At 71.7% G+C, this 21,299-nt stretch carries 20 protein-coding genes; 18 read left to right on the forward strand and 2 right to left on the reverse strand.

Annotated elements, in window-relative coordinates; translation table 11 throughout:
• Window positions 1-124 precede the first annotated feature (124 nt).
• The 13 genes from ACZ4WV_RS23015 (at window position 125) to ACZ4WV_RS23075 (ending at window position 13,225) form a co-directional block, all read left to right on the forward strand.
• Window positions 125-493 carry a 5-carboxymethyl-2-hydroxymuconate Delta-isomerase gene (locus ACZ4WV_RS23015; protein WP_465749589.1) on the forward strand — a complete coding sequence of 123 codons (369 nt, stop codon included), beginning with the start codon at window positions 125-127 and terminating at the stop codon, window positions 491-493.
• Between the two features lie 74 nt (window positions 494-567).
• On the forward strand, window positions 568-1,068 hold the full coding sequence (locus ACZ4WV_RS23020) for a hypothetical protein (protein ID WP_465749730.1): 501 nt from the start codon (window positions 568-570) through the stop codon (window positions 1,066-1,068).
• A gap of 128 nt (window positions 1,069-1,196) precedes the next feature.
• Window positions 1,197-2,108, forward strand: coding sequence for a pyridoxal 5'-phosphate synthase lyase subunit PdxS (pdxS, locus tag ACZ4WV_RS23025; RefSeq protein ID WP_030286348.1), 912 nt, complete (start codon window positions 1,197-1,199; stop codon window positions 2,106-2,108).
• Window positions 2,109-2,226: 118 nt separating this feature from the next.
• A complete protein-coding gene (gene pdxT / locus ACZ4WV_RS23030; RefSeq protein WP_465749591.1) occupies window positions 2,227-2,844 on the forward strand; it encodes a pyridoxal 5'-phosphate synthase glutaminase subunit PdxT in 618 nt (205 codons plus the stop codon).
• Window positions 2,845-2,934: 90 nt separating this feature from the next.
• Window positions 2,935-3,693, forward strand: coding sequence for a YebC/PmpR family DNA-binding transcriptional regulator (locus ACZ4WV_RS23035; RefSeq protein WP_465749593.1), 759 nt, complete (start codon window positions 2,935-2,937; stop codon window positions 3,691-3,693).
• A 200-nt stretch (window positions 3,694-3,893) separates the two neighbouring features.
• Window positions 3,894-4,445 carry a crossover junction endodeoxyribonuclease RuvC gene (ruvC, locus tag ACZ4WV_RS23040; protein WP_465749595.1) on the forward strand — a complete coding sequence of 184 codons (552 nt, stop codon included), beginning with the start codon at window positions 3,894-3,896 and terminating at the stop codon, window positions 4,443-4,445.
• Window positions 4,442-5,053, forward strand: a complete 612-nt coding sequence (gene ruvA, locus ACZ4WV_RS23045; RefSeq protein ID WP_465749597.1) for a Holliday junction branch migration protein RuvA — start codon at window positions 4,442-4,444, stop codon at window positions 5,051-5,053. Before ruvC ends, ruvA begins: the two co-directional genes overlap by 4 nt.
• Before the next feature lie 95 nt (window positions 5,054-5,148).
• Window positions 5,149-6,234 carry a Holliday junction branch migration DNA helicase RuvB gene (gene ruvB, locus ACZ4WV_RS23050; RefSeq protein ID WP_465749599.1) on the forward strand — a complete coding sequence of 362 codons (1,086 nt, stop codon included), beginning with the start codon at window positions 5,149-5,151 and terminating at the stop codon, window positions 6,232-6,234.
• A 260-nt stretch (window positions 6,235-6,494) separates the two neighbouring features.
• Window positions 6,495-6,908: a preprotein translocase subunit YajC gene (yajC, locus tag ACZ4WV_RS23055; protein WP_465749601.1), complete on the forward strand. Its 414-nt coding sequence runs from the start codon at window positions 6,495-6,497 to the stop codon at window positions 6,906-6,908.
• Between the two features lie 147 nt (window positions 6,909-7,055).
• Window positions 7,056-8,873 (forward strand): protein translocase subunit SecD, encoded by a 1,818-nt coding sequence (gene secD, locus ACZ4WV_RS23060; RefSeq protein WP_465749603.1) that lies wholly within the window; start codon window positions 7,056-7,058, stop codon window positions 8,871-8,873.
• 4 nt (window positions 8,874-8,877) lie between these two features.
• A complete protein-coding gene (secF, locus tag ACZ4WV_RS23065; protein WP_465749605.1) occupies window positions 8,878-9,984 on the forward strand; it encodes a protein translocase subunit SecF in 1,107 nt (368 codons plus the stop codon).
• 26 nt (window positions 9,985-10,010) lie between these two features.
• A complete protein-coding gene (locus ACZ4WV_RS23070) occupies window positions 10,011-10,562 on the forward strand; it encodes an adenine phosphoribosyltransferase (protein WP_465749607.1) in 552 nt (183 codons plus the stop codon).
• Window positions 10,563-10,705: 143 nt separating this feature from the next.
• Window positions 10,706-13,225 carry a RelA/SpoT family protein gene (locus ACZ4WV_RS23075; RefSeq protein WP_465749609.1) on the forward strand — a complete coding sequence of 840 codons (2,520 nt, stop codon included), beginning with the start codon at window positions 10,706-10,708 and terminating at the stop codon, window positions 13,223-13,225.
• A 120-nt stretch (window positions 13,226-13,345) separates the two neighbouring features.
• Here the strand turns inward: ACZ4WV_RS23075 and ACZ4WV_RS23080 are convergent, their stop codons facing one another.
• Together ACZ4WV_RS23080 and ACZ4WV_RS23085 are read right to left on the reverse strand one after the other, a co-directional pair.
• On the reverse strand, window positions 13,346-14,575 hold the full coding sequence (locus ACZ4WV_RS23080; protein ID WP_465749610.1) for a DUF349 domain-containing protein: 1,230 nt from the start codon (window positions 14,573-14,575) through the stop codon (window positions 13,346-13,348).
• A gap of 264 nt (window positions 14,576-14,839) precedes the next feature.
• Entirely contained in the window at window positions 14,840-15,679 is an 840-nt protein-coding gene (locus ACZ4WV_RS23085) for a peptidylprolyl isomerase (protein WP_465749612.1), read from the reverse strand.
• Between the two features lie 235 nt (window positions 15,680-15,914).
• Between ACZ4WV_RS23085 and ACZ4WV_RS23090 the strand changes: the two genes are divergently transcribed.
• From ACZ4WV_RS23090 to ppk2, 5 genes are all read left to right on the forward strand, one after another.
• A complete protein-coding gene (locus ACZ4WV_RS23090) occupies window positions 15,915-16,622 on the forward strand; it encodes an MBL fold metallo-hydrolase (protein ID WP_465749614.1) in 708 nt (235 codons plus the stop codon).
• Between the two features lie 11 nt (window positions 16,623-16,633).
• Window positions 16,634-17,896, forward strand: coding sequence for a histidine--tRNA ligase (gene hisS / locus ACZ4WV_RS23095; protein WP_465749616.1), 1,263 nt, complete (start codon window positions 16,634-16,636; stop codon window positions 17,894-17,896).
• On the forward strand, window positions 17,893-19,686 hold the full coding sequence (aspS, locus tag ACZ4WV_RS23100) for an aspartate--tRNA ligase (protein WP_465749618.1): 1,794 nt from the start codon (window positions 17,893-17,895) through the stop codon (window positions 19,684-19,686). Before hisS ends, aspS begins: the two co-directional genes overlap by 4 nt.
• Window positions 19,687-19,814: 128 nt before the next feature.
• Entirely contained in the window at window positions 19,815-20,330 is a 516-nt protein-coding gene (locus ACZ4WV_RS23105; RefSeq protein ID WP_465749620.1) for a GNAT family N-acetyltransferase, read from the forward strand.
• A gap of 102 nt (window positions 20,331-20,432) precedes the next feature.
• Window positions 20,433-21,251, forward strand: coding sequence for a polyphosphate kinase 2 (gene ppk2, locus ACZ4WV_RS23110; protein WP_465749622.1), 819 nt, complete (start codon window positions 20,433-20,435; stop codon window positions 21,249-21,251).
• The last annotated feature ends 48 nt before the right edge of the window (window positions 21,252-21,299 follow it).

Consider the following 21,299-nt stretch of genomic DNA (forward strand, 5'->3'; position numbering starts at 1 on the left):
TGGTGGGCGTGCTGGTCGGCGCGCTGGTGGGGGACCGGGCGGCGGGGGAGGGGCCCGTGGACCGGCCGGGTTTCCGCGGCGTTAGGGTCGGTCCACCGCACCACCTCGATCCCTGGGGGCACCGATGCCGCAGATCTCCGTCGACTACTCCGCCGGCCTGGCCGGTACCTTCGACCGGGCGGCGCTCGGTCTGGCGATCAACCGGCTCGCGGAGGAGACCATCGACGCGAAGCCGGAGTCGTGCAAGACGGTGTTCCGGCGGACCGAGCTGCTCGTCGTGGGGACGACCGGCACCCCGGCCGACGCGCAGGTCCTGGTGGAGTTCCGGGTCTTCCCCGGCCGTACGCCGGAGGCGAAGGCGGCGCTGAGCGAGGGCGTCCTGGCGCTGCTGGCCGAGCACGTGAGGCCGGGGCCCGGGGTGCGGCTGTTCACCGCCGTGGACATCGCGGACATCGACCGGGAGAGCTACCGCAACGCGACCGCCCAGGGCTGAGCCGGTGACACCCGGTAACGTAGCGGCCCGTGACTACCTGGATCTGGGCCGGCGTGGCCGTGGTGCTGTTCGGCATGTACCTGAGTTGGACGGCCGGTCGCCTGGACCGGCTGCACGCCCGGATCGACGCCGCGCGGGCGGCGCTGGACGCGCAGCTGGTGCGGCGGGCCTCGGTGGCGATGGAGCTGGCGACGTCCTCGCTGCTGGACCCTGCGGCCTCGCTGCTGCTGCTGGACGCGGCGCACGCGGCCCGGCAGGCCGAGGACGAGCACCGCGAGGTGGCGGAGAGCCAGCTGAGCCTGGCCCTGCGGGCGGTGTTCGAGGAGCCGGAGCAGGTGGCGGCGCTGAGGGCCGAGCCGGGCGGCGAGGACGCCGTTCGTGATCTGACGGCCGCGGCGCGGCGGGTGCCGATGGCCCGGCGCTTCCACAACGACGCCGTCCGGGCGGCCCGGGCGGTGCGGGAGCACCGGCTGGTCCGCTACTTCCGGCTGGCGGGGAAGGCGCCGTTCCCCCTGGCCTTCGAGATGGACGACGCTCCGCCGCCCGCCCTCACCCCCGAGGGAGCGCCTGCTTAGGCTGGTCCCGGATACGGCCCGTTTGTCGCATCCCATCGTCCGGGCTGGACTTGGTGGCGCATGGAGGGGTCACCCGGTCCGCCTACCATAGGGCGATAGCACTGGTTCATTCTCGAGTGAGGTCTCACGTGTCCACCACCCCCACCACCGCAGACCAGCCGCAGATCGGTACCGCCCGGGTCAAGCGCGGTATGGCCGAGCAGCTCAAGGGCGGTGTGATCATGGACGTGGTCAACGCCGAGCAGGCGAAGATCGCCGAGGACGCCGGCGCGGTGGCCGTCATGGCGCTGGAGCGGGTTCCGGCCGACATCCGCAAGGACGGCGGCGTGGCCCGCATGTCGGACCCGAACATGATCGAGGAGATCATCGAGGCGGTCTCCATCCCGGTGATGGCCAAGTCCCGCATCGGCCACTTCGTCGAGGCCCAGGTCCTGCAGTCGCTCGGTGTCGACTACATCGACGAGTCCGAGGTGCTGACCCCGGCCGACGAGGTCAACCACTCCGACAAGTGGGCCTTCACCACCCCCTTCGTCTGCGGCGCCACCAACCTGGGCGAGGCCCTGCGCCGCATCGCCGAGGGCGCGGCCATGATCCGCTCGAAGGGTGAGGCCGGCACCGGCAACGTCGTCGAGGCCGTCCGCCACCTGCGTCAGATCAAGAACGAGATCGGCCACCTGCGCGCCCTGGACCACAACGAGCTGTACGCCGCCGCCAAGGAGCTGCGCGCCCCGTACGAGCTGGTCAAGGAGGTCGCCGAGCTCGGCAAGCTGCCGGTCGTGCTGTTCTCCGCCGGTGGCGTGGCCACCCCGGCCGACGCCGCGCTGATGCGCCAGCTGGGCGCCGAGGGCGTCTTCGTCGGCTCGGGCATCTTCAAGTCGGGCGACCCGGCCAAGCGCGCCGCCGCCATCGTGAAGGCCACCACCTTCTTCGACGACCCGAAGATCATCGCGGACGCCTCCCGCAACCTGGGCGAGGCCATGGTCGGCATCAACTGCGACACCCTGCCGGAGACCGAGCGCTACGCCAACCGCGGCTGGTAGTCGCCGTCCGCCCGTAGACCGGTACACCCCCGGCACACTCGTGGCCCGCCGTCGCGCCGAGCGCGCGGCGGGCCGTGCCGCGTTTTCCCGTAGTAACGATCGATAGAGGTTGAAGACCGTGAGCACTCCAGTCATCGGCGTCCTCGCCCTCCAGGGCGACGTCCGCGAGCACCTGGTGGCGCTGGCCGAGGCCGACGCGCTCGCCCGTCCGGTGCGCCGTGCCGAGGAGCTGGCCGAGGTCGACGCGCTGGTGATCCCCGGCGGGGAGTCCACCACCATGTCCAAGCTGGCGCTGCTGTTCGGCGTGATGGACCCGGTGCGCGAGCGGGTCGCCGCCGGGATGCCGGTGTACGGCACCTGCGCGGGCATGATCATGCTGGCCGACAAGATCCTCGACGGCCGGGAGGACCAGGAGAGCGTCGGCGGCATCGACATGACGGTGCGCCGCAACGCCTTCGGCCGCCAGAACGAGTCCTTCGAGTCCGGGATCGCCTTCAAGGGCCTGGACGACGCGCCGGTGCACGGCGTCTTCATCCGCGCCCCCTGGGTCGAGGCGGTCGGCGCGGGCGTCGAGGTGCTGGCCGAGCTGCCCGCCGCGGACGGCCCGGACAGCCGGATCGTGGCCGTGCGTCAGGGCAACCTGCTGGCCACCTCCTTCCACCCGGAGCTCACCGGCGACCACCGGGTGCACGCCTACTTCGTGAGGATGGTCGAGGAGCACCTCGCCGCCCGGTAGGGCGTCGGTGGCCGGGTGCGTCTTACCGGTGACGACACCGGTAGGATCTGATCTGTTTCATTTCCCTTTGGCGACGTAAAGGAGCTGGCGATGTCCGGCCACTCTAAGTGGGCTACCACCAAGCACAAGAAGGCCGTGATCGACGCCAAGCGCGGCAAGCTCTTCGCCAAGATGATCAAGAACATCGAGGTGGCGGCGCGCACCGGCGGTCCCGACCCGGCGGGTAACCCGACCCTCTACGACGCCATCCAGAAGGCGAAGAAGAGCTCCGTCCCGATCGACAACATCAACCGCGCCGTCAAGCGCGGTGGCGGTCTGGAGGCCGGCGGCGCCGACTACCAGACCATCATGTACGAGGGCTACGGCCCCAACGGTGTCGCCGTCCTGATCGAGTGCCTCACGGACAACCGCAACCGCGCCGCCTCCGACGTGCGCGTCGCCATGACCCGCAACGGCGGCTCGATGGCCGACCCCGGCTCGGTGTCGTACCTGTTCACCCGCAAGGGCGTCGTGATCGTGCCCAAGGCCGACGGCGTGGACGAGGACAAGCTGTTCGAGATCGTCCTCGACCAGGACCCGGAGGAGATCAACGACCTCGGCGACTCCTTCGAGATCGTCTCCGAGGCCTCCAAGATGGTCGACGTGCGCACCGCGCTGGTCGACGCCGGCATCGACTACGACTCGGCGGAGGCCAACTTCCTCCCCAGCATGCAGGTCGAGCTGGACCTGGACGGCGCCCGCAAGATCCTCAAGCTGATCGACGCGCTCGAGGACAGCGACGACGTGCAGAACGTCTTCGCCAACTTCGACATCCCCGACGAGGTCGGTGCCCAGCTCGACGCCGAGTAACACGGTATCGATCGATCGGTGGCGCGTGACCGTTCTCGCTGCCCGGCCCGGTGGTCCCAGGACCGCCGGGCCGGTGTCGTCGTCGGCGTTGTCGGCGGCATTGTCGGACCCGGACGGTAGCCTGCGGAGGTCGTTCGCCGCGCACCGGGTCCGGAGCGCCCGGAGGCGAGTGGCGAGTCACTGGAGAGGCGGGGCACGACGTGCGGGTGCTGGGTGTGGACCCGGGGCTGACCAGGTGCGGGGTCGGCGTGGTCGAGGGGGCGCCGGGCCGGCCGTTGCGGATGGCCGGGGTGGGCGTGGTGCGCACGCCCGCCGAGGCCGAGATCGGACAGCGGCTGCTGCTGGTCGAGCAGGGGATCGAGGGCTGGCTGGACGAGCACCGGCCGGACCTGGTCGCGGTCGAGCGGGTCTTCGCCCAGCACAACGTGCGGACGGTGATGGGCACCGCCCAGGCCAGCGCGGTCGCGATGCTCTGCGCCACCCGGCGCGGCATCCCCGTCACCCTGCACACCCCCAGCGAGGTCAAGGCCGCCGTCACCGGCTCGGGCCGGGCGGACAAGGCGCAGGTCACGGCCATGGTCCAACGGCTGCTGCGGCTGGACGCCCCGCCCAAGCCCGCCGACGCCGCCGACGCGCTGGCCCTGGCCATCTGCCACATCTGGCGCGGCGGGGCGGTCAACCGTCTGGAGGCCGCCGTCCGGGCCGCCCGCTCGACCTCCCGCTCCACGCCCCTGAAAGGAACCCTCCGGTGATCGCCTTCGTGCAAGGCCCTGTGGCGGCCATCTCCTCCGGCGTCGCGGTGGTCGAGGTCGGCGGGGTCGGCATGGCCGTGCAGTGCACCCCGAACACCCTGGCCGGACTCCGGCTGGGCGAGCCGGCCCGGCTGGCCACCTCGCTCGTGGTCCGGGAGGACTCGCTGACCCTGTTCGGCTTCGCCGACGACGACGAGCGCTCGGTGTTCGAGATCCTGCAGGCCGCGCCGGGCGTCGGCCCCAAGCTGGCGCAGGCGATCCTCGGGGTGCACAGCCCCGACGCGCTGCGCGCCGCCGTCGCGGGCGGGGACGAGAAGGCGCTGGTCGCCGTGCCCGGCATCGGCAAGGCGAAGGCGGCCAAGCTGCTGCTGGAGTACAAGGACAAGCTGGGTGCCCCGCACGGCGCGGTGCCCGCGCAGAAGCCGATCGCCGGCGGCCCGGCGCCGTGGAGCGAGCAGCTGCACTCCGCGCTCACCGGCCTCGGCTACGCCCCGCGCGAGGCGGACGATGCGGTCGCGGCCGTCGCGCCGGAGGCCGAGGCCCAGTCGGTGCCGGACGTCGGTGCCCTGCTCAGGCTGGCGCTGCGCGGCCTCAACCGGGCCCGCTGAACGCCCTGACGTCCCTTCGACGCCCCCTGACGACCCCGACGACCCCCTGACGACCTGTCTGTTCGTCGACACCGGACACTTTGGAGCCCGCGAGGATGTACGACCCGGAACCTGCGGACCGGCTGGTGACGGCGGCCGCCGACGGCGAGGACCAGGCGGTGGAGGCGGCGCTGCGCCCCAAGCTGCTGGAGGAGTTCATCGGCCAGGAGCGGGTGCGAGAGCAGCTGTCCCTGGTGCTCCAGGCCGCCCGCAAGCGCGGCAGCGCGCCCGACCACGTCCTGCTGAGCGGGCCGCCCGGGCTCGGCAAGACCACCCTGTCCATGATCATCGCCGCCGAGCTGGGCGCCCCGATCCGGATCACCTCCGGCCCGGCCATCCAGCACGCGGGGGACCTCGCGGCGATCCTCTCCTCGCTCACCGAGGGCGAGGTGCTCTTCCTCGACGAGATCCACCGGATGTCCCGGCCGGCCGAGGAGATGCTCTACATGGCGATGGAGGACTTCCGGGTCGACGTGATCGTCGGCAAGGGCCCGGGCGCCACCGCCATCCCGCTGGAGCTGCCGCCCTTCACCCTGGTCGGCGCCACCACCCGGGCAGGCCTGCTGCCGCCGCCGCTGCGCGACCGCTTCGGCTTCACCGGACACATGGAGTTCTACGCCCCGAGCGAGCTGGAACGGGTGGTGCACCGCTCGGCCGCCCTGCTGGACGTCGAGATAGACGCGGCCGGCGCCGCCGAGATCGCCGGGCGCTCGCGCGGCACCCCGCGCATCGCCAACCGGCTGCTGCGCCGGGTCCGCGACTACGCCCAGGTCCGGCACGACGGCGTGGTCACCGCCGGGATCGCGGCCCGGGCACTGGCCGTCTATGAGGTCGACGCCCGCGGACTGGACCGGCTCGACCGCGCCGTCCTGGACGCGCTGCTGCGGCTGTTCGGCGGCGGTCCGGTGGGCCTGTCGACACTCGCGGTCGCCGTGGGGGAGGAGGCGGAGACGGTCGAGGAGGTGGCCGAGCCCTTCCTGGTCCGCGAGGGACTGCTCGCCCGCACCCCGCGCGGCCGGATCGCCACCGCCGCCGCCTGGCAGCACCTCGGCCTCACTCCGCCGGTACGGAACCCGCCGGTGCAGACCACTCGGGGAGGTCCGACGGCCCACCCGGAGCTGTTCCCCGCGGACGGAAGTTGACCGGCCCGGGGCCGAACGGGTGAGAGGTGCCCACCGGCTTCCGCGCCGGGGCCCGCCGCACGGCGGGGAGGACCCGCGGGAGAAAGTCGGGGAAACCGTGCAGGCGCAGGCTCGCCACTTTCGGCGGCAGGATGCGATGCTTGGCGTTGTCCGATCACTTCGGGGTCGCCTAGACTCCGCCGGACCGCCCCTCTCACCTGACGGGCCGACCCATACCACACAGGCCGCCGGTCGGCGGCCCGTAAAGGACCCTGGCTGCAGTGAACCTCATCATCCTTCTCCTCCCCGTCATCGCGATCGTGCTCATGTTCCGATCGCAGAAGAAGCGCCAGTCGCAGATGCAGCAGATGCAGACGGCGCTGGAGCCCGGGGCCGGGGTGCGCACCATCGGCGGCCTGTACGCCCAGGTGAAGGCGGTCAACGACGAGACCGTCGAGCTGGAGATCGCTCCCGGCGTGGTCGCCCACTTCACCAAGAGTGCCGTCGCGGCCGTCCTGGACCCCCAGGAGTACGACGCGATCATCAACGGCCGCCCCGCCGATGACGAACTGCCCGAGCCCGAGGACGCGGACGCGGACGCGGACGCCGCGCCGGCCGAGGACAAGCCGCTGTCGCTCACCAAGGACGGCGCCGAGAAGGGCGATGCCGAGGGCGGGGCTCCCGCGAGCAAGTAGTACGGCCGGGCAACCCGCCAGGCCGCGCGGCGCAGTGCCGCGAGCCCACAGGACCTCAGGGCCGCAGATCCGCCATGCCCCCGTCCCGCCACGAGCCGGACGGGGGTCCGGTCGGGGAGGTGGCATGGACAGGGAGAAACGAGCAAGGTGGCAACACCCAAGTCGCGCCCGCGCGACGGCTACCCAGGACGGGCGCTGGCCCTCATCCTGGTCGTCACCGTCGGACTGGTCGCCCTCATGTTCGGGACGGGCAACTCCAAGCCCCGGCTCGGAATCGACCTCGCCGGTGGCACCAGCATCACGCTGACCGCGAAGTCGACCGATCCCAAGGCGGTCAGCAAGTCCAACATGGACATCGCCGTCGGGATCATCGAGCGCCGTGTCAACGGTATGGGTGTCTCCGAGGCGGAGGTCCAGACCCAGGGCGACAGCACGGTCATCGTGAACATCCCCAAGGGCGGCGACCGGCAGAACGCGGCGGACCAGGTCGGTACCACCGCGAAGCTGTACTTCCGTCCGGTCCTGGCCGTGGCGCCCAGCGGCGTCACCCCGCCCGCGCCCACCGGCACCCCGTCCGCCGGCGCCACCGGCACTCCGGGCGCCGCGCCGTCGGGCGGCGCCACCCCGTCGGCCACGGCCGGCGCGAGCTCCTCCGCCGGCCACGCCCCGACGGCCTCCCCGAGCGCCACCAAGCAGGGCCGCGCCGTCGGTGAGGCGCTGGCCGCCGAGGCCGCCAGCCCGTCGGCCGCCGCCACCGGCGCGAGCACCGCCCCGTCCGCCGCCGGCTCCCCGAGCGCCCAGGCCACCCCGCCGAGCGCCGCCGACCTGAGCGCCGCGATGACCCAGGGCACCGTCCCGCCGGAGCTGTCCGCCGCCTTCGCCGCGCTGGACTGCTCCAAGCCCGAGATGCGCACCGCCCAGACCGGCGCCGAGGACGAGGCCATGGTGGCCTGCTCCCAGAAGGCTGAGAACGGCTACTACGAGAAGCTGGCGCTCGGCCCCGTCGCCGTGAAGGGCTCGGACGTCTCCAAGGCCCAGCCCAGCCTGGACACCCAGACCGGGGCCGGCTGGCAGGTCCAGCTGCAGTTCAACGGCACCGGCACCGACGCCTTCGCCAAGGTCACCGGCCAGCTGGCCACCCAGACCCCGCCGACCAACCAGTTCGCCATCGTGCTGGACAACCAGGTCGTCTCGCACCCGCAGGTCAACGGCGCGATCCCGGGCGGCAGCGCGGTCATCACCGGCCGCTTCAGCCAGGCCGAGGCGCAGGACCTCTCCAACGTGCTGAGCTACGGCGCCCTGCCGCTGGAGTTCACCCAGAGCGACATCACCACCGTCTCCCCGGCGCTGGGCAGCGACCAGCTCAAGGCGGGCCTGGTCGCCGGCGCGATCGGCATGCTGCTGGTGGTCGCCTACTCGCTGGTCTACTACCGCGGCCTCGGCCTGGTCTCGATCGCCGGTCTGATCGTCTCGGCGATCCTGACCTACTCGATCATGAGCCTGCTCGGCGGCGGGATCGGCTTCGCGCTGAACCTGCCCGCGGTCTGCGGTGCGATCGTCGCGATCGGCATCACCGCGGACTCCTTCATCGTGTACTTCGAGCGCATCCGCGACGAGGTCCGCGAGGGCGCCCCGCTGCGCGCGGCGGTCCAGCGGGCCTGGCCGCGCGCCCGGCGCACCATCCTGGTCTCGGACTTCGTGTCCTTCCTCTGTGCCGCCGTGCTCTACGTCGTCTCGGTCGGCAAGGTCCAGGGCTTCGCCTTCACCCTGGGGCTGACCACCGCGCTCGACGTCGTGGTGATCTTCCTCTTCACCAAGCCCCTGATCACCCTGCTGGCCCGGCGGAAGTTCTTCGCCGAGGGCCACCCGTGGTCGGGCCTGGACCCGAAGCGGCTGGGCGCCCGCCCGCCGCTGCGCAGCAGCCGTCGCCGTAGCTCCTCCTCTGCCGCCGTGAAGGAGGCCTGACACCGTGTCGCGCTTCTCCAATCTGGGCCACCGGCTCTACCAGGGCGAGGTCAGCTTCGACTTCGTCGGGCGCCGCAAGCTCTGGTACTCGATCTCCGGTGCGATCGTGCTGATCGCGGCGATCGGCCTGGCCATGGGCCTGCACCTGGGCATCGAGTTCAAGGGCGGCTCGGTCTACACCGTGGCCAAGCCGGGCCTGACCCTCTCGCAGGCGCAGGAGAAGGCCGACCAGGTCGTCTCCTCGCACCCGCTGGTGCAGTCGACCGACAACGGCAAGATCCGCATCCAGGTCAGCACCGAGGAGACCAAGAGCGCCGACGAGGTCCGCTCGCAGCTCGCCGAGAAGATCGGCGTGCCGCTGGACACCGTCGAGGCCCAGGTCATCGGCCCCAGCTGGGGCAAGCAGATCTCGCAGAAGGCCCTCACCGGCCTGATCATCTTCATGATCCTGGTGACGGCCTACCTGGCGATCGCCTTCGAGTGGCGGATGGCGGTGGCCGCCCTGGTCGCCCTGATCCACGACCTGCTGATCACCATCGGTGTGTACGCCCTGGTGGGCTTCGAGGTCACCCCCGGTACGGTGATCGGGTTCCTCACCATCCTCGGGTACTCGCTCTACGACACGGTCGTCGTCTTCGACACCGTGAAGGAGAACACCAAGAACCTCACCAAGCAGAACAAGCTCACCTACAGCGAGGCGGCCAACGCGGGCCTCAACCAGACCCTGGTGCGTTCGCTCAACACCACCGTGGTGGCGCTCCTCCCGGTCGCCGCGCTGCTGTTCATCGGCGGCGGCATCCTGGGTGCCGGCACCCTGAACGACATCTCGCTCGCGCTGTTCATCGGCCTCGCGGCCGGTGCCTACTCCTCGATCTGCGTCGCCACCCCGCTGCTCGCGCAGCTCAAGGAGGAGCAGCCGCAGATGAAGGCCCTGCGCAAGCGGGTCCTGCAGCACCGGGCCGCGGCCGCCGCCAAGGCCGAGGCCGAGGCCGGCGACGCGGGGCCGTCGGACGAGGGTGCGGACGGGGACCAGCCCGCGGGTATGGTCGGTCAGCGCGGTCGGGCGGCCGGTGCCGCGCGGGCCAAGGGCCGTCCGTCCACCAAGCGCTGATCCCGACCAGACCCTAAGGAAGAACCGTGACCACCGCCGACACCACCCTGGCCGAGCTGTTGAACAGCCGGATCCGGGACGTCCCGGACTACCCGAAGCCGGGCGTGCTGTTCAAGGACATCGCGCCGCTGCTCGCCGACGCCGAGGCGTTCGGCGCGCTGACCAGGGCGCTGGCCGACCGGGCGAAGGAGCTCGGGGCGACCAAGGTGGTGGGCCTGGAGGCGCGCGGCTTCGTGCTGGCGGCGCCGGCGGCCTTCGCGGCCGGGCTGGGCTTCGTGCCGATCCGCAAGCAGGGCAAGCTGCCCGGCGAGGTGTTCCGGCGCTCGTACGAGCTGGAGTACGGCTCGGCGACGCTGGAGGTGCAGTGCGACGCCTTCGCGCCCGGTGAGAAGGTGCTGGTGGTGGACGACGTGCTGGCCACCGGCGGCACCATCGGCGCCTCGCTGGACCTGGTGAAGGAGGCGGGCGCCGAGCTGGCGGGCGTCGTGGTGCTGATGGAGCTGGGCTTCCTGGACGGCCGCGAGCGGCTGGCGGGGCACCTGAACGGCGCCCCGCTGGAGACGCTGGTCACGGTCTGAGACACGGGTTGGGCACGGTCCCGGGGAACGGGCCCAGCACAGTCCGAGGGACAGGCTCAGAGGACGGCGGTCGGATCATCCGACCGCCGTCCTTCCGTTTCCGGACCCGGCCGGATGAACACCGGGCCGCCCGGCTCGGTACCATGAAGATTCATCCCCTCCCGGTTGTGCCCGCCCGGACGCTACGGGCCCGGCGGGGGTCGGCCCCGGTGCCCCGAGGAGTGTCCTTGCCCGACGAGGTTGTGCCCACGGCCGCAGCGGCCGCCCCCGAAGACCGACCCACGCCCTCGGGGGCCACCCCGGCACGCCCGGCGCAGACCTCCGCGCGCCAGACCGCCCCGCTCAGCCGCGGCTCCGGAGCCGGCGGCGGCGTGCGCGCCCGCCTGGCCCGCCTCGGCGGCCAGCGCTCCAGCGTGCTCAACCCCGTCCTGGAACCGCTGTTCCGCTCGATCCGGGCGAACGACCCGAAGGCCGACCCGGCGCTGCTGCGCGACATCGAGCGCGCCTACGCCGTGGCCGAGAAGTGGCACCGCGGGCAGAAGCGCAAGAGCGGCGACCCGTACATCACCCACCCGCTGGCCGTCGCGACCATCCTCGCCGAGCTCGGCATGGACGCCCCGACCCTGATGGCGGGGCTGCTGCACGACACCGTCGAGGACACCGACTACGGCCTGGAGACCCTGCGCAAAGACTTCGGCGACTCGGTGGCCCTGCTGGTGGACGGCGTCACCAAGCTGGACCGGGTCAAGTTCGGCGAGGCCGCGCAGGCCGAGACCGTCCGCAAGATGGTCGTCGCGATGGCCAAGGACCCGCGCGTCCTCGTGATCAAGCTGGCCGACCGCCTGCACAACATGCGCACGATGCGCTACCTCAAGCGGGAGAAGCAGGAGAAGAAGGCCCGCGAGACGCTGGAGATCTACGCCCCGCTGGCGCACCGGCTGGGCATGAACACCATCAAGTGGGAGCTGGAGGACCTCGCCTTCGCGATCCTCTACCCCAAGATGTACGACGAGATCGTCCGGCTGGTCGCCGAGCGCGCCCCCAAGCGGGACGAGTACCTGGCGACCGTCATCGACCAGGTCCAGGCGGACCTGCGCGGCGCCCGGATCACCGCCTCCGTCACCGGCCGGCCGAAGCACTACTACTCGGTCTACCAGAAGATGATCGTCCGCGGCCGGGACTTCGCCGAGATCTACGACCTGGTGGGCATCCGGGTCCTGGTCGACACCGTCCGCGACTGCTACGCGGCGCTGGGCACCATCCACGCGCGGTGGAACCCGGTGCCGGGGCGGTTCAAGGACTACATCGCGATGCCCAAGTTCAACATGTACCAGTCGCTGCACACCACGGTGATCGGTCCCGGCGGCAAGCCCGTCGAACTCCAGATCCGCACCTTCGACATGCACCGGCGGGCCGAGTACGGCATCGCCGCGCACTGGAAGTACAAGCAGCGCGCCGTCGCCGGGGCGTCCAAGGTCCGCACCGACACCCCGACCCAGGTCCGCAAGGACGACAAGGCCGGCGCCGTCAACGAGATGGCCTGGCTGCGGCAGCTGCTGGACTGGCAGAAGGAGACCGCCGACCCTGGCGAGTTCCTGGAGTCGCTCCGCTTCGACCTGGCCAGCAACGAGGTCTTCGTCTTCACCCCCAAGGGCGACGTGATAGCCCTGCCCGCCGGGGCGACCCCGGTCGACTTCGCCTTCGCGGTCCACACCGAGGTCGGCTACCGGACCATAGGGGCCCGGGTCAACGGCCGGCTGGTGCCGCTGGAATCGACCCTGGAGAACGGCGACACCGTCGAGGTGTTCACCTCCAAGGCGGAGAACGCCGGCCCCTCCCGGGACTGGCTGGGCTTCGTCAAGTCGCCGCGCGCCCGCAACAAGATCCGCGCCTGGTTCTCCAAGGAGCGCCGCGAGGAGGCGATCGAACACGGCAAGGAGGCGATCGTCCGGGCGATGCGCAAGCAGGGCCTGCCGATCCAGCGGATCCTGACCGGCGACTCGCTGGTCACCCTGGCCCACGAGATGCGCTACCCCGACATCTCCTCGCTCTACGCCGCGATCGGCGAGGGCCACGTCGCCGCGCAGAACATCGTCCAGAAGCTGGTCCAGGCGCTCGGCGGCGAGGAGGGCGCGACCGAGGACCTGGCCGAGACCGCGACCCCGACCCACGACACCCGCCGGGCGGCGCGCCGCCGGGCCAAGGGCGACCCGGGCGTGATCGTCAAGGGCGTCGAGGACGTCTGGGTCAAGCTGTCCCGCTGCTGCACCCCGGTGCCGGGCGACCCGATCGTCGGCTTCGTCACCCGCGGCAACGGCGTCTCGGTGCACCGCGCCGACTGCGTCAACGTCGAGTCGCTGAGCCAGCAGCCCGAGCGCATGATCGACGTCGAGTGGGCGGCCACCCAGTCCTCGGTCTTCCTGGTGGCCATCCAGGTCGAGGCGCTGGACCGCTCCCGGCTGCTCTCGGACGTCACCCGGGTGCTGTCCGACCAGCACGTCAACATCCTCTCGGCGGCCGTCCAGACCTCCCGGGACCGGGTGGCGATGAGCCGCTTCACCTTCGAGATGGGCGACCCCAAGCACCTGGGCCACGTGCTCAAGGCGGTGCGCGGCGTCGAGGGCGTGTACGACGTCTACCGCGTCACCTCCGCCCGGAAGTAGCGCCCGGAAGCAACGGACACGCGGACACGCGAACACGCGGATACGCGGATACGCGGATACGCCGAAGGGGCCCCGGGTGCTCGACCCGGGGCCCCTTCGGCGTATCCAACGGCTACGGGATCAGCCGCTGAACTCCTCCTGGCTCCGGTGCGCCTGCTCCAGCAGGGTCTGCACGCCCGCCAGCTCCGACTCCAGCTTGGCCGCCCTGGAGTTGTTGCCGGCCGCGCGGGCCTTGTCCAGGTCGGCCTGGAGCTTGTCGGCCTTCGCCTGGAACAGGCCCACCATGCCGGCCGCGCGGGCCTTGGCCTCCGGGTTGGAGCGCTGCCACTCGGCCTCCTCGGCCTCGCGGATCGCGCGCTCGACCGCGTTCAGCCGGCCGTCCAGCTTCGGGCGGACGTCGCGCGGCACGTGCCCGATCGCCTCCCAGCGCTCGTTGACGTCACGCAGCGCGGCCTTGGCGGCCTTCAGGTCGGTGATCGGCAGGATCGCCTCGGCCTCGGCGGCCAGCGCCTCCTTGAGCTTCTGGTTGGCCACCTGCTCGGCGTCCCGCTCGCTGAACACCGCGGAGCGGGCCTGGAAGAAGACGTCCTGGGCACCGCGGAACCGCGCCCACAGCTCGTCCTCGACGTCGCGCTGCGCCCGGCCGGCGGCCTTCCAGCGCGCCATCAGGTCGCGGTAGGCGGCGGCGGTGGTGCCCCAGTCGGTGGACGAGGACAGCGCCTCGGCCTCGACGACCAGCGCCTCCTTGGTCTGACGGGCCTGCTCACGCTCGGCGTCCAGGGTGGCGAAGTGCGCCTTGCGGTGCTTGGAGAAGACCGAGCGGGCGTGCGAGAAGCGGTGCCACAGCTCGTCGTCGCTCTTGCGGTCCAGCCGCGGCAGGCCCTTCCAGGTCTCCACCAGGGCGCGCAGCCGGTCCCCGGCCTCCCGCCACTGGGTGGACTCGGCGAGCTGCTCGGCCTCGGAGACCAGGGCCTCCTTGGCGGAGCGGGTCTCGTCCTGGGCCTTGGCGCGAGCGGCCTTGCGCTCCTCGCGCCGGCTCTCGATCTCACCGGCGAGCGTGTCCAGCCGCTTGGCCAGCGCGTCCAGGTCGCCCACCGCGTGCCCCTCGGTCACCTGCGCGCGGAGGTGCTCCAGCGCGGTCTGGGCGTCCTTGGCGGCCAGGTCGGTGGTGCGCACCCGCTTCTCCAGCAGGCCGATCTCCACCTCGATGCCCTGGTACTTGCGCTCGAAGTAGGCGAGGGCCTCCTCGGGCGAGCCGGCCTGCCAGGAACCCACGACGCGTTCGCCGTCGGCCGTCCTGACGTAGACCGTGCCCTGCTCGTCCACACGGCCCCACGGGTCGCTGCTCATAGCGCGTCCTCCACATGACGTCGCGCCCGCGCCGGGGCGGCGCGCGTCCGTCGTCCACAGTTGATGTGCGGCGGACCGATGAGTCCGCCGTCCCCGTCCGCCGTGCCTTGCTGCCGCGGGTGACGGCTGGGCGGGTCCGGGCACCCTATACAACGCCAACATAGGCGACCAGGCCCGGTGCTGTCCGCATCCGGGCCGGGCGATTTCGGCCCGGGGCCGGGCGGCGGCGCTCCGGGCGCCCGCCGCCGGTGGCCCCGGGGCCGGTCAACCCTTCGATACGGCAACCGAGTTGAAGGTGACGTCGGCCATCGGGCGGCCGTCCGGGGACCCGTCCAGGGTGCCCGCGGCGGCGATCTTCTGGACCACGTCCAGACCGCCGGTGATCTTGCCGAACGGGGTGTAGTTCGGCGGGAGCTGGGTGTCCTTGTAGACCAGGAAGAACTGGCTGCCGTTGGTGCCCGGGCCGGAGTTGGCCATCGCCACGGTGCCCGCCGGGTAGGTGGCGCCGGTCAGGTTCTCGTCCGCGAACTTGTAGCCGGGGCCGCCCGTGCCGCCGGGGACGGTCGCGCTGGCCGTCGGGTCGCCGCACTGGAGCACGAAGATGCCGTCCGTGGTGAGGCGGTGGCACTTGGTGTGGTCGAAGTACTGCTCGCCGGCCAGGAAGGCGAAGGAGTTCACCGTGTGCGGGGCCTTGGCCGCGTCCAGGGCGACCGTCACCTTGCCGCAGTTGGTGTCCAGCGCCATGGTGTACGACGCGCTCGCGTCGATCGTCATGGCCGGCTCGGCCTTGAACTGCTTGCCGTTGGGCGCACCGGGCGCCGGGGCGGTGCAGCCCTCGACCGGCTTGCGGGTCGGGGTGGTCGGCTGGGTGGGCGCGGCCTGGGGTGTGGAGGCGGCCGAAGCGCCCGTGTCCTTGTCCTTGTCCGAGTCGAACGCGCCGGTGGCGAACAGCGTGCCGCCGCCGGCCAGCACCACGACGGCGAGCGAGGTGCCCAGGATCGTGTTGCGGCGCTTGCGCGCGGCCGCCGCCTCGGCGCGGCGCTGCATCTGGCGCTCGTACTTCTCGCGGGCGAGCTGCCGCCGCCGCTGTTCGCTGCTGACCACCGGCCGTGTCTCCTGATGATGTGCGGGAAGAGTGGATGGTTTCCGTAGCGGATCATCGCATCCATCGGCGGCCAAGTGTAGGGACCGGGCCCGTAAGGACGTGGTGAACCTGTCAGGCGGCCCGCCCCGCCGCCGCAATCTGGTTCGCAACCGGACCCGGCCCGCCGGTAGGCTGCCCTTACACATCACTACTGGTAGCCATCGCAGCTGGTCGCCGCACACCCGAAGGACGCGCGTGTTCATCGCCGGATTCCCCGCTGGAGCCTGGGGCACCAACTGCTACCTGGTCGCGCCGGCGGCGGGCGAGGAGTGCGTCATCGTCGACCCGGGCCACCAGGCCGCCCGCGGCGTCGAGGAGCTCGTCCGCGAGCACCGGCTCAAGCCCGTCGCCGTGCTGCTCACCCACGGCCACATCGACCACGTCGCCTCGGTGGTCCCGGTCTGTGGCGCCCGCGGCGTCCCGGCCTGGATCCACCCCGAGGACCGGTACATGATGTCCGACCCGGCGAAGGCCCTCGGCCGCTCCCTCGGTACCCAGCTGATGGGCGAGCTCACCGTCGGCGAGCCCGACGACGTGCGCGAGCTCACCGACGGCAGCGTGCTGGAGCTGGCCGGTCTGAAGCTCACCGTGGACCACGCCCCGGGCCATACCGGGGGGTCGGTGACCTTCCGGACGCCCGGTGCCGAGGACCTCCCCCCGGTGCTGTTCTCGGGCGACCTGCTGTTCGCCGGCTCCATCGGGCGTACCGACCTCCCGGGCGGGGACAGCACGGCGATCATGCGCTCGCTGGCCCGGGTGTGCCTGCCCCTCGACGATTCCACCGTGGTCCTCTCCGGCCACGGCGGACAGACGACCATCGGCCACGAGCGCGCCACCAACCCCTACCTCCGACAGGCAGCAGGGGCGGCCGGCGCCCCGGCTTTCCCGCGACGAGGAATGTGACGGAAGAGAAGTTGAGCACCTTCACCGCCCCCAAGGGCACCTACGACCTGCTGCCCCCCAGCTCCGCGACCTTTCTGGCGATCCGCGAGCGCATCGCCGCGCCCGCCCGCCGGGCCGGTTACGGCTACGTCGAGACCCCGGTCTTCGAGGACGTGAAGCTGTTCTCGCGCGGTGTCGGAGAGTCCACCGACATCGTCACCAAGGAGATGTACACCCTCACCACCAAGGGCGGCGACGAGCTCGCGCTGCGCCCGGAGGGCACCGCCTCGGTGCTGCGCGCCGCGCTCCAGGCCAACCTGCACAAGCAGGGCAACCTGCCGGTCAAGCTCTGGTACTCCGGCTCGTACTACCGCTACGAGCGCGCCCAGAAGGGCCGCTACCGCCAGTTCTCCCAGGTCGGTGCCGAGGCGATCGGCGCCGAGGACCCGGCGCTGGACGCCGAGCTGATCATCCTGGCCGACGACGCCTTCCGCTCGCTCGGCCTGCGGAACTACTCGCTGCTGCTCAACAGCCTCGGTGACAAGCAGTGCCGCCCGGTCTACCGCGCCGCGCTGATCGAGTTCCTGGCCGGCCTGGACCTGGACGAGGACACCCGCCGCCGCGCCGAGATCAATCCGCTGCGGGTGCTGGACGACAAGCGCGAGTCGGTGCAGGCCCAGCTCACCGGCGCGCCGATGCTGCGCGACTTCCTCTGCGAGGACTGCAAGGCGTACGACGAGAAGGTCCGCGAGCTGCTCACCGCGGCCGGCGTGGCCTTCGTGGACGACCCCAAGCTCGTGCGCGGGCTGGACTACTACACCCGCACCACCTTCGAGTTCGTGCACAACGGCCTCGGCGCCCAGTCCGCGATCGGCGGCGGCGGCCGCTACGACGGCCTGTCCGAGATGATCGGCGGCCCGGCGCTGCCGTCCGTCGGCTGGGCCCTCGGCGTGGACCGCACCCACCTGGCGCTGGAGGCCGAGGGCGTGGCCCTCGACCTGCCCGCCGCCACCGCGGTGTACGCCGTCGCGCTCGGCGAGGAGGCCAAGAACGTCCTGTTCGCCAAGGTGATCGAGCTGCGCCGGGCCGGCGTCGCCACCGACCTCGCCTTCGGCGTGAAGAGCATCAAGAACGCCATGAAGTCCGCCGACCGGTCCGGCGCCCGCTTCGCCCTGATCGCCGGGGACCGGGACCTCGCCGAGGGCGTCGTCCAGCTCAAGGACATGAGCACCGGCGAGCAGATCCCCGTCGCCCTCGACGCACTCGTCACCACCCTGAAGGAGAAGCAGCTGTGATCCGCACGCACGACGCGGGCACGCTCCGCCCGGAGCACGCAGGCACCACCGTCACCCTGGCCGGCTGGGTCGCCCGCCGCCGCGACCACGGCGGCGTGGCCTTCATCGACCTGCGCGAAGCCTCCGGCACCGTGCAGATCGTGGTCCGAGACCTGGACTCGGTGCACGGCCTGCGCGCCGAGTACTGCGTCAAGGTCGTCGGTGACGTGAGGGTCCGCCCGGAGGGCAACGAGAACCCCGAGATCCCGACCGGCGCCGTCGAGGTCGTCGTCAGCGAGATCGAGGTGCTCTCCGAGGCCGCCCCGCTGCCCTTCCCGGTCGCCGAGTACGAGCCGGGCACGGTCAACGAGGAGGTCCGGCTGCGCTACCGCTACCTGGACCTGCGCCGTGAGGGCCCGGCCAAGGGCCTGCGGCTGCGCTCCAAGGTCAACAACATCATCCGCCGGGTGATGGAGGAGAACGACTTCCTCGACATCGAGACGCCGTACCTCACCCGCTCCACTCCCGAGGGCGCCCGCGACTTCCTCGTCCCGGTCCGCCTGCAGCCCGGCCACTGGTACGCGCTGCCGCAGTCGCCCCAGCTGTTCAAGCAGCTGCTGATGGTGGCCGGCATGGAGCGCTACTACCAGATCGCCCGTTGCTTCCGCGACGAGGACTTCCGCGCCGACCGCCAGCCGGAGTTCACCCAGCTGGACATCGAGGCCTCCTTCGTCGACCAGGAGGACATCCTGGCCCTCGGCGAGAAGATCATCGGTGCCGTCTGGCGCGAGGTGCACGGCTACGAGATCCCCAACCCGCTGCCGCGGATGACCTACGCGGACGCCATGGCCCGGTACGGCTCCGACAAGCCGGACGTCCGCTTCGGCCAGGAACTCACCGACCTCACCGAGTACTTCAAGGGCACCGAGTTCCGCGTCTTCCAGGCCCCGTACGTCGGCGCCGTGGTCATGCCGGGCGGCGCCTCCCAGCCGCGCAAGCAGCTGGACGCCTGGCAGGACTGGGCCAAGGCGCGCGGCGCCAAGGGCCTGGCGTACGTGCTGATCGACGCCGAGACCGGCGAGCTGCGCGGCCCCGTCGCCAAGAACCTCTCCGAGGAGCACCTGGCCGGCCTGGCCGCCGCCGCCGGCGCCAAGAACGGCGACGCGGTCTTCTTCGCGGCCGGCAAGGAGCGGGCCTCGCAGGAGCTGCTCGGCGCCGCCCGCCTGGAGATCGGCCGCCGCTGCGGGCTGATCGACGAGTCCAAGTGGGCCTTCCTCTGGGTCGTCGACTTCCCGATGTTCGAGCCGATCGAGGACGACAAGGGCCAGTTCCAGGGCTGGCACGCGGTGCACCACCCGTTCACCGCCCCGACCCGGGAGTCGCTGGACACCTTCGACACCGACCCCGGCTCGGCCCTGTCGAACGCCTACGACCTCGTCCTCAACGGCTCGGAGCTGGGCGGCGGTTCGATCCGTATCCACCAGCGGGACGTCCAGAAGCGGGCGTTCGACGCGATCGGCCTCTCCGAGGAGGAGGCCGCCTCGCAGTTCGGCTTCCTGCTGGACGCCTTCAACTACGGCCCGCCGCCGCACGGTGGGGTCGCCTTCGGCCTCGACCGCATCGTGACCCTGCTGGGCGGTTACGACACCATCCGCGACGTCATCGCCTTCCCGAAGACGTCCACCGGTGGTGACCCGCTGACCGGCGCCCCGACCCCGATCACCCCGGCGCAGCGCCGCGAGGCCGGCGTGGACGCCCAGCCGAAGGTCCGCGAGGACGCGAAGGACGTCAAGGACGCGAAGGACGCCTAGGACGCCAAGTCGCAGGTGACGCCCGAGGGCTGACACCGCGTCATCCGCTAACCTTCAACGGCCCCGGACGGTCCACCCACTGTCCGGGGCCGGTCCACAACGGTGTGTGACTCAGGGAGGGTTGACTCATGCAGGTCACGAACGTCACCACGAGAATCGAACGTCCGGAGGACGCCCCGGCGACCAGACGCGTCCACATGGCCGCGTTCCCCGGGCCGGACGAGGCGGACCTGGTGGACGCGCTGCGCCGCGATCCCGCCTGGCTGCCCGGGCTCTCGTGGGTCGCGGTCGACGGGACCGGGCTGGTGATCGGGCACGCGCTGCTGACCCGGCTGTGGGTCGGGGACGGCGACGCGGTGGCGCTCGCCCCGGTCGCGGTGGCGCCCGAGTGGCAGCGCAAGGGCGTCGGGGAACTCGTCGTCCGGGCCGCGCTGTCGGCGGCCGAGGAAGCGGGGGAGAAGCTGGTGGTCGTCCTCGGCGACCCGGACTACTACGGCCGGTTCGGCTTCGCCCCGGCCGGGCGGCACGAGGTCAGCGGCCCGTTCGAGGTGCCGGAGGCGTACTTCCAGGCGCTGCCGCTCGCGGCGTACGACGGCGGTCCGCGCGGGCTCTGCCGCTATCCGGAGCCGTTCGTCGCGGTCTGACCGCACCCCTCCCGGCCCCCGCGGCTTCGGCCGACCTGCGGGGCCGCCGTTCTGCGCCTACGGTGAAGGGTCATCGGCAGCAGTCGGACGGAGGACCCGAGGGTGACCACCGGGAAGCGGGCCGGGAAGCCGGAGCGACTGGCGAGGAAGCCGTACGAGCGGGAGCTGCTGCGGCTGCAGCAGGAGCTGGTGAAGCTCCAGGAGTGGGTGCGGGTCGAGGGGGCCCGCGTGGTGGTGGTCTTCGAAGGGCGGGACGCGGCCGGCAAGGGCGGTGCCATCAAGCGGGTGACGGAGTACCTGAACCCGCGCATCGCCAGGGTCGCGGCGCTTCCCACCCCGACCGAGCGGCAGCGGACCCAGTGGTACTTCCAGCGGTACGTCGAACACCTGCCGGCGGCCGGGGAGATCGTGCTGTTCGACCGGAGCTGGTACAACCGGGCCGGGGTCGAGCGGGTGATGGGCTTCTGCACCGACGAGGAGTACCGGCAGTTCCTCCACCAGTGCCCGGTGTTCGAGCAGATGCTGATCGAGGCGGGCATCCTGCTGCGCAAGTACTGGTTCTCGGTCAGCGACACCGAGCAGGAGCGGCGGTTCCGGGACCGGCTGCAGGACCCGATGAGGCGCTGGAAGCTCTCCCCGATGGACGTCGAGTCGATCAACCACTGGGAGGACTACTCGCGGGCCAAGGACGAGATGTTCGTCCACACCGACACCACGGTCTCGCCCTGGCACGTGGTGGAGAGCGACGACAAGCGCCGGGCCCGGATCAACATGATCGCCCACCTGCTCTCCACCGTGCCGTACCACGAGATCACTCCGCCCCGGATCGAGCTGCCGCCCCGCCCGGACTCGCGCGGCTACCGGCGGCCCCCGCGCGATCTGCAGAAGTACGTTCCGGACCACGCTGCCAGACTGGAGTAGACGGGGCCCGCCGGGCGCTGCTACCGAGAAGACGGCCCCGCGTGGCGC

Source organism: Kitasatospora sp. NPDC029312, assembly GCF_055569215.1.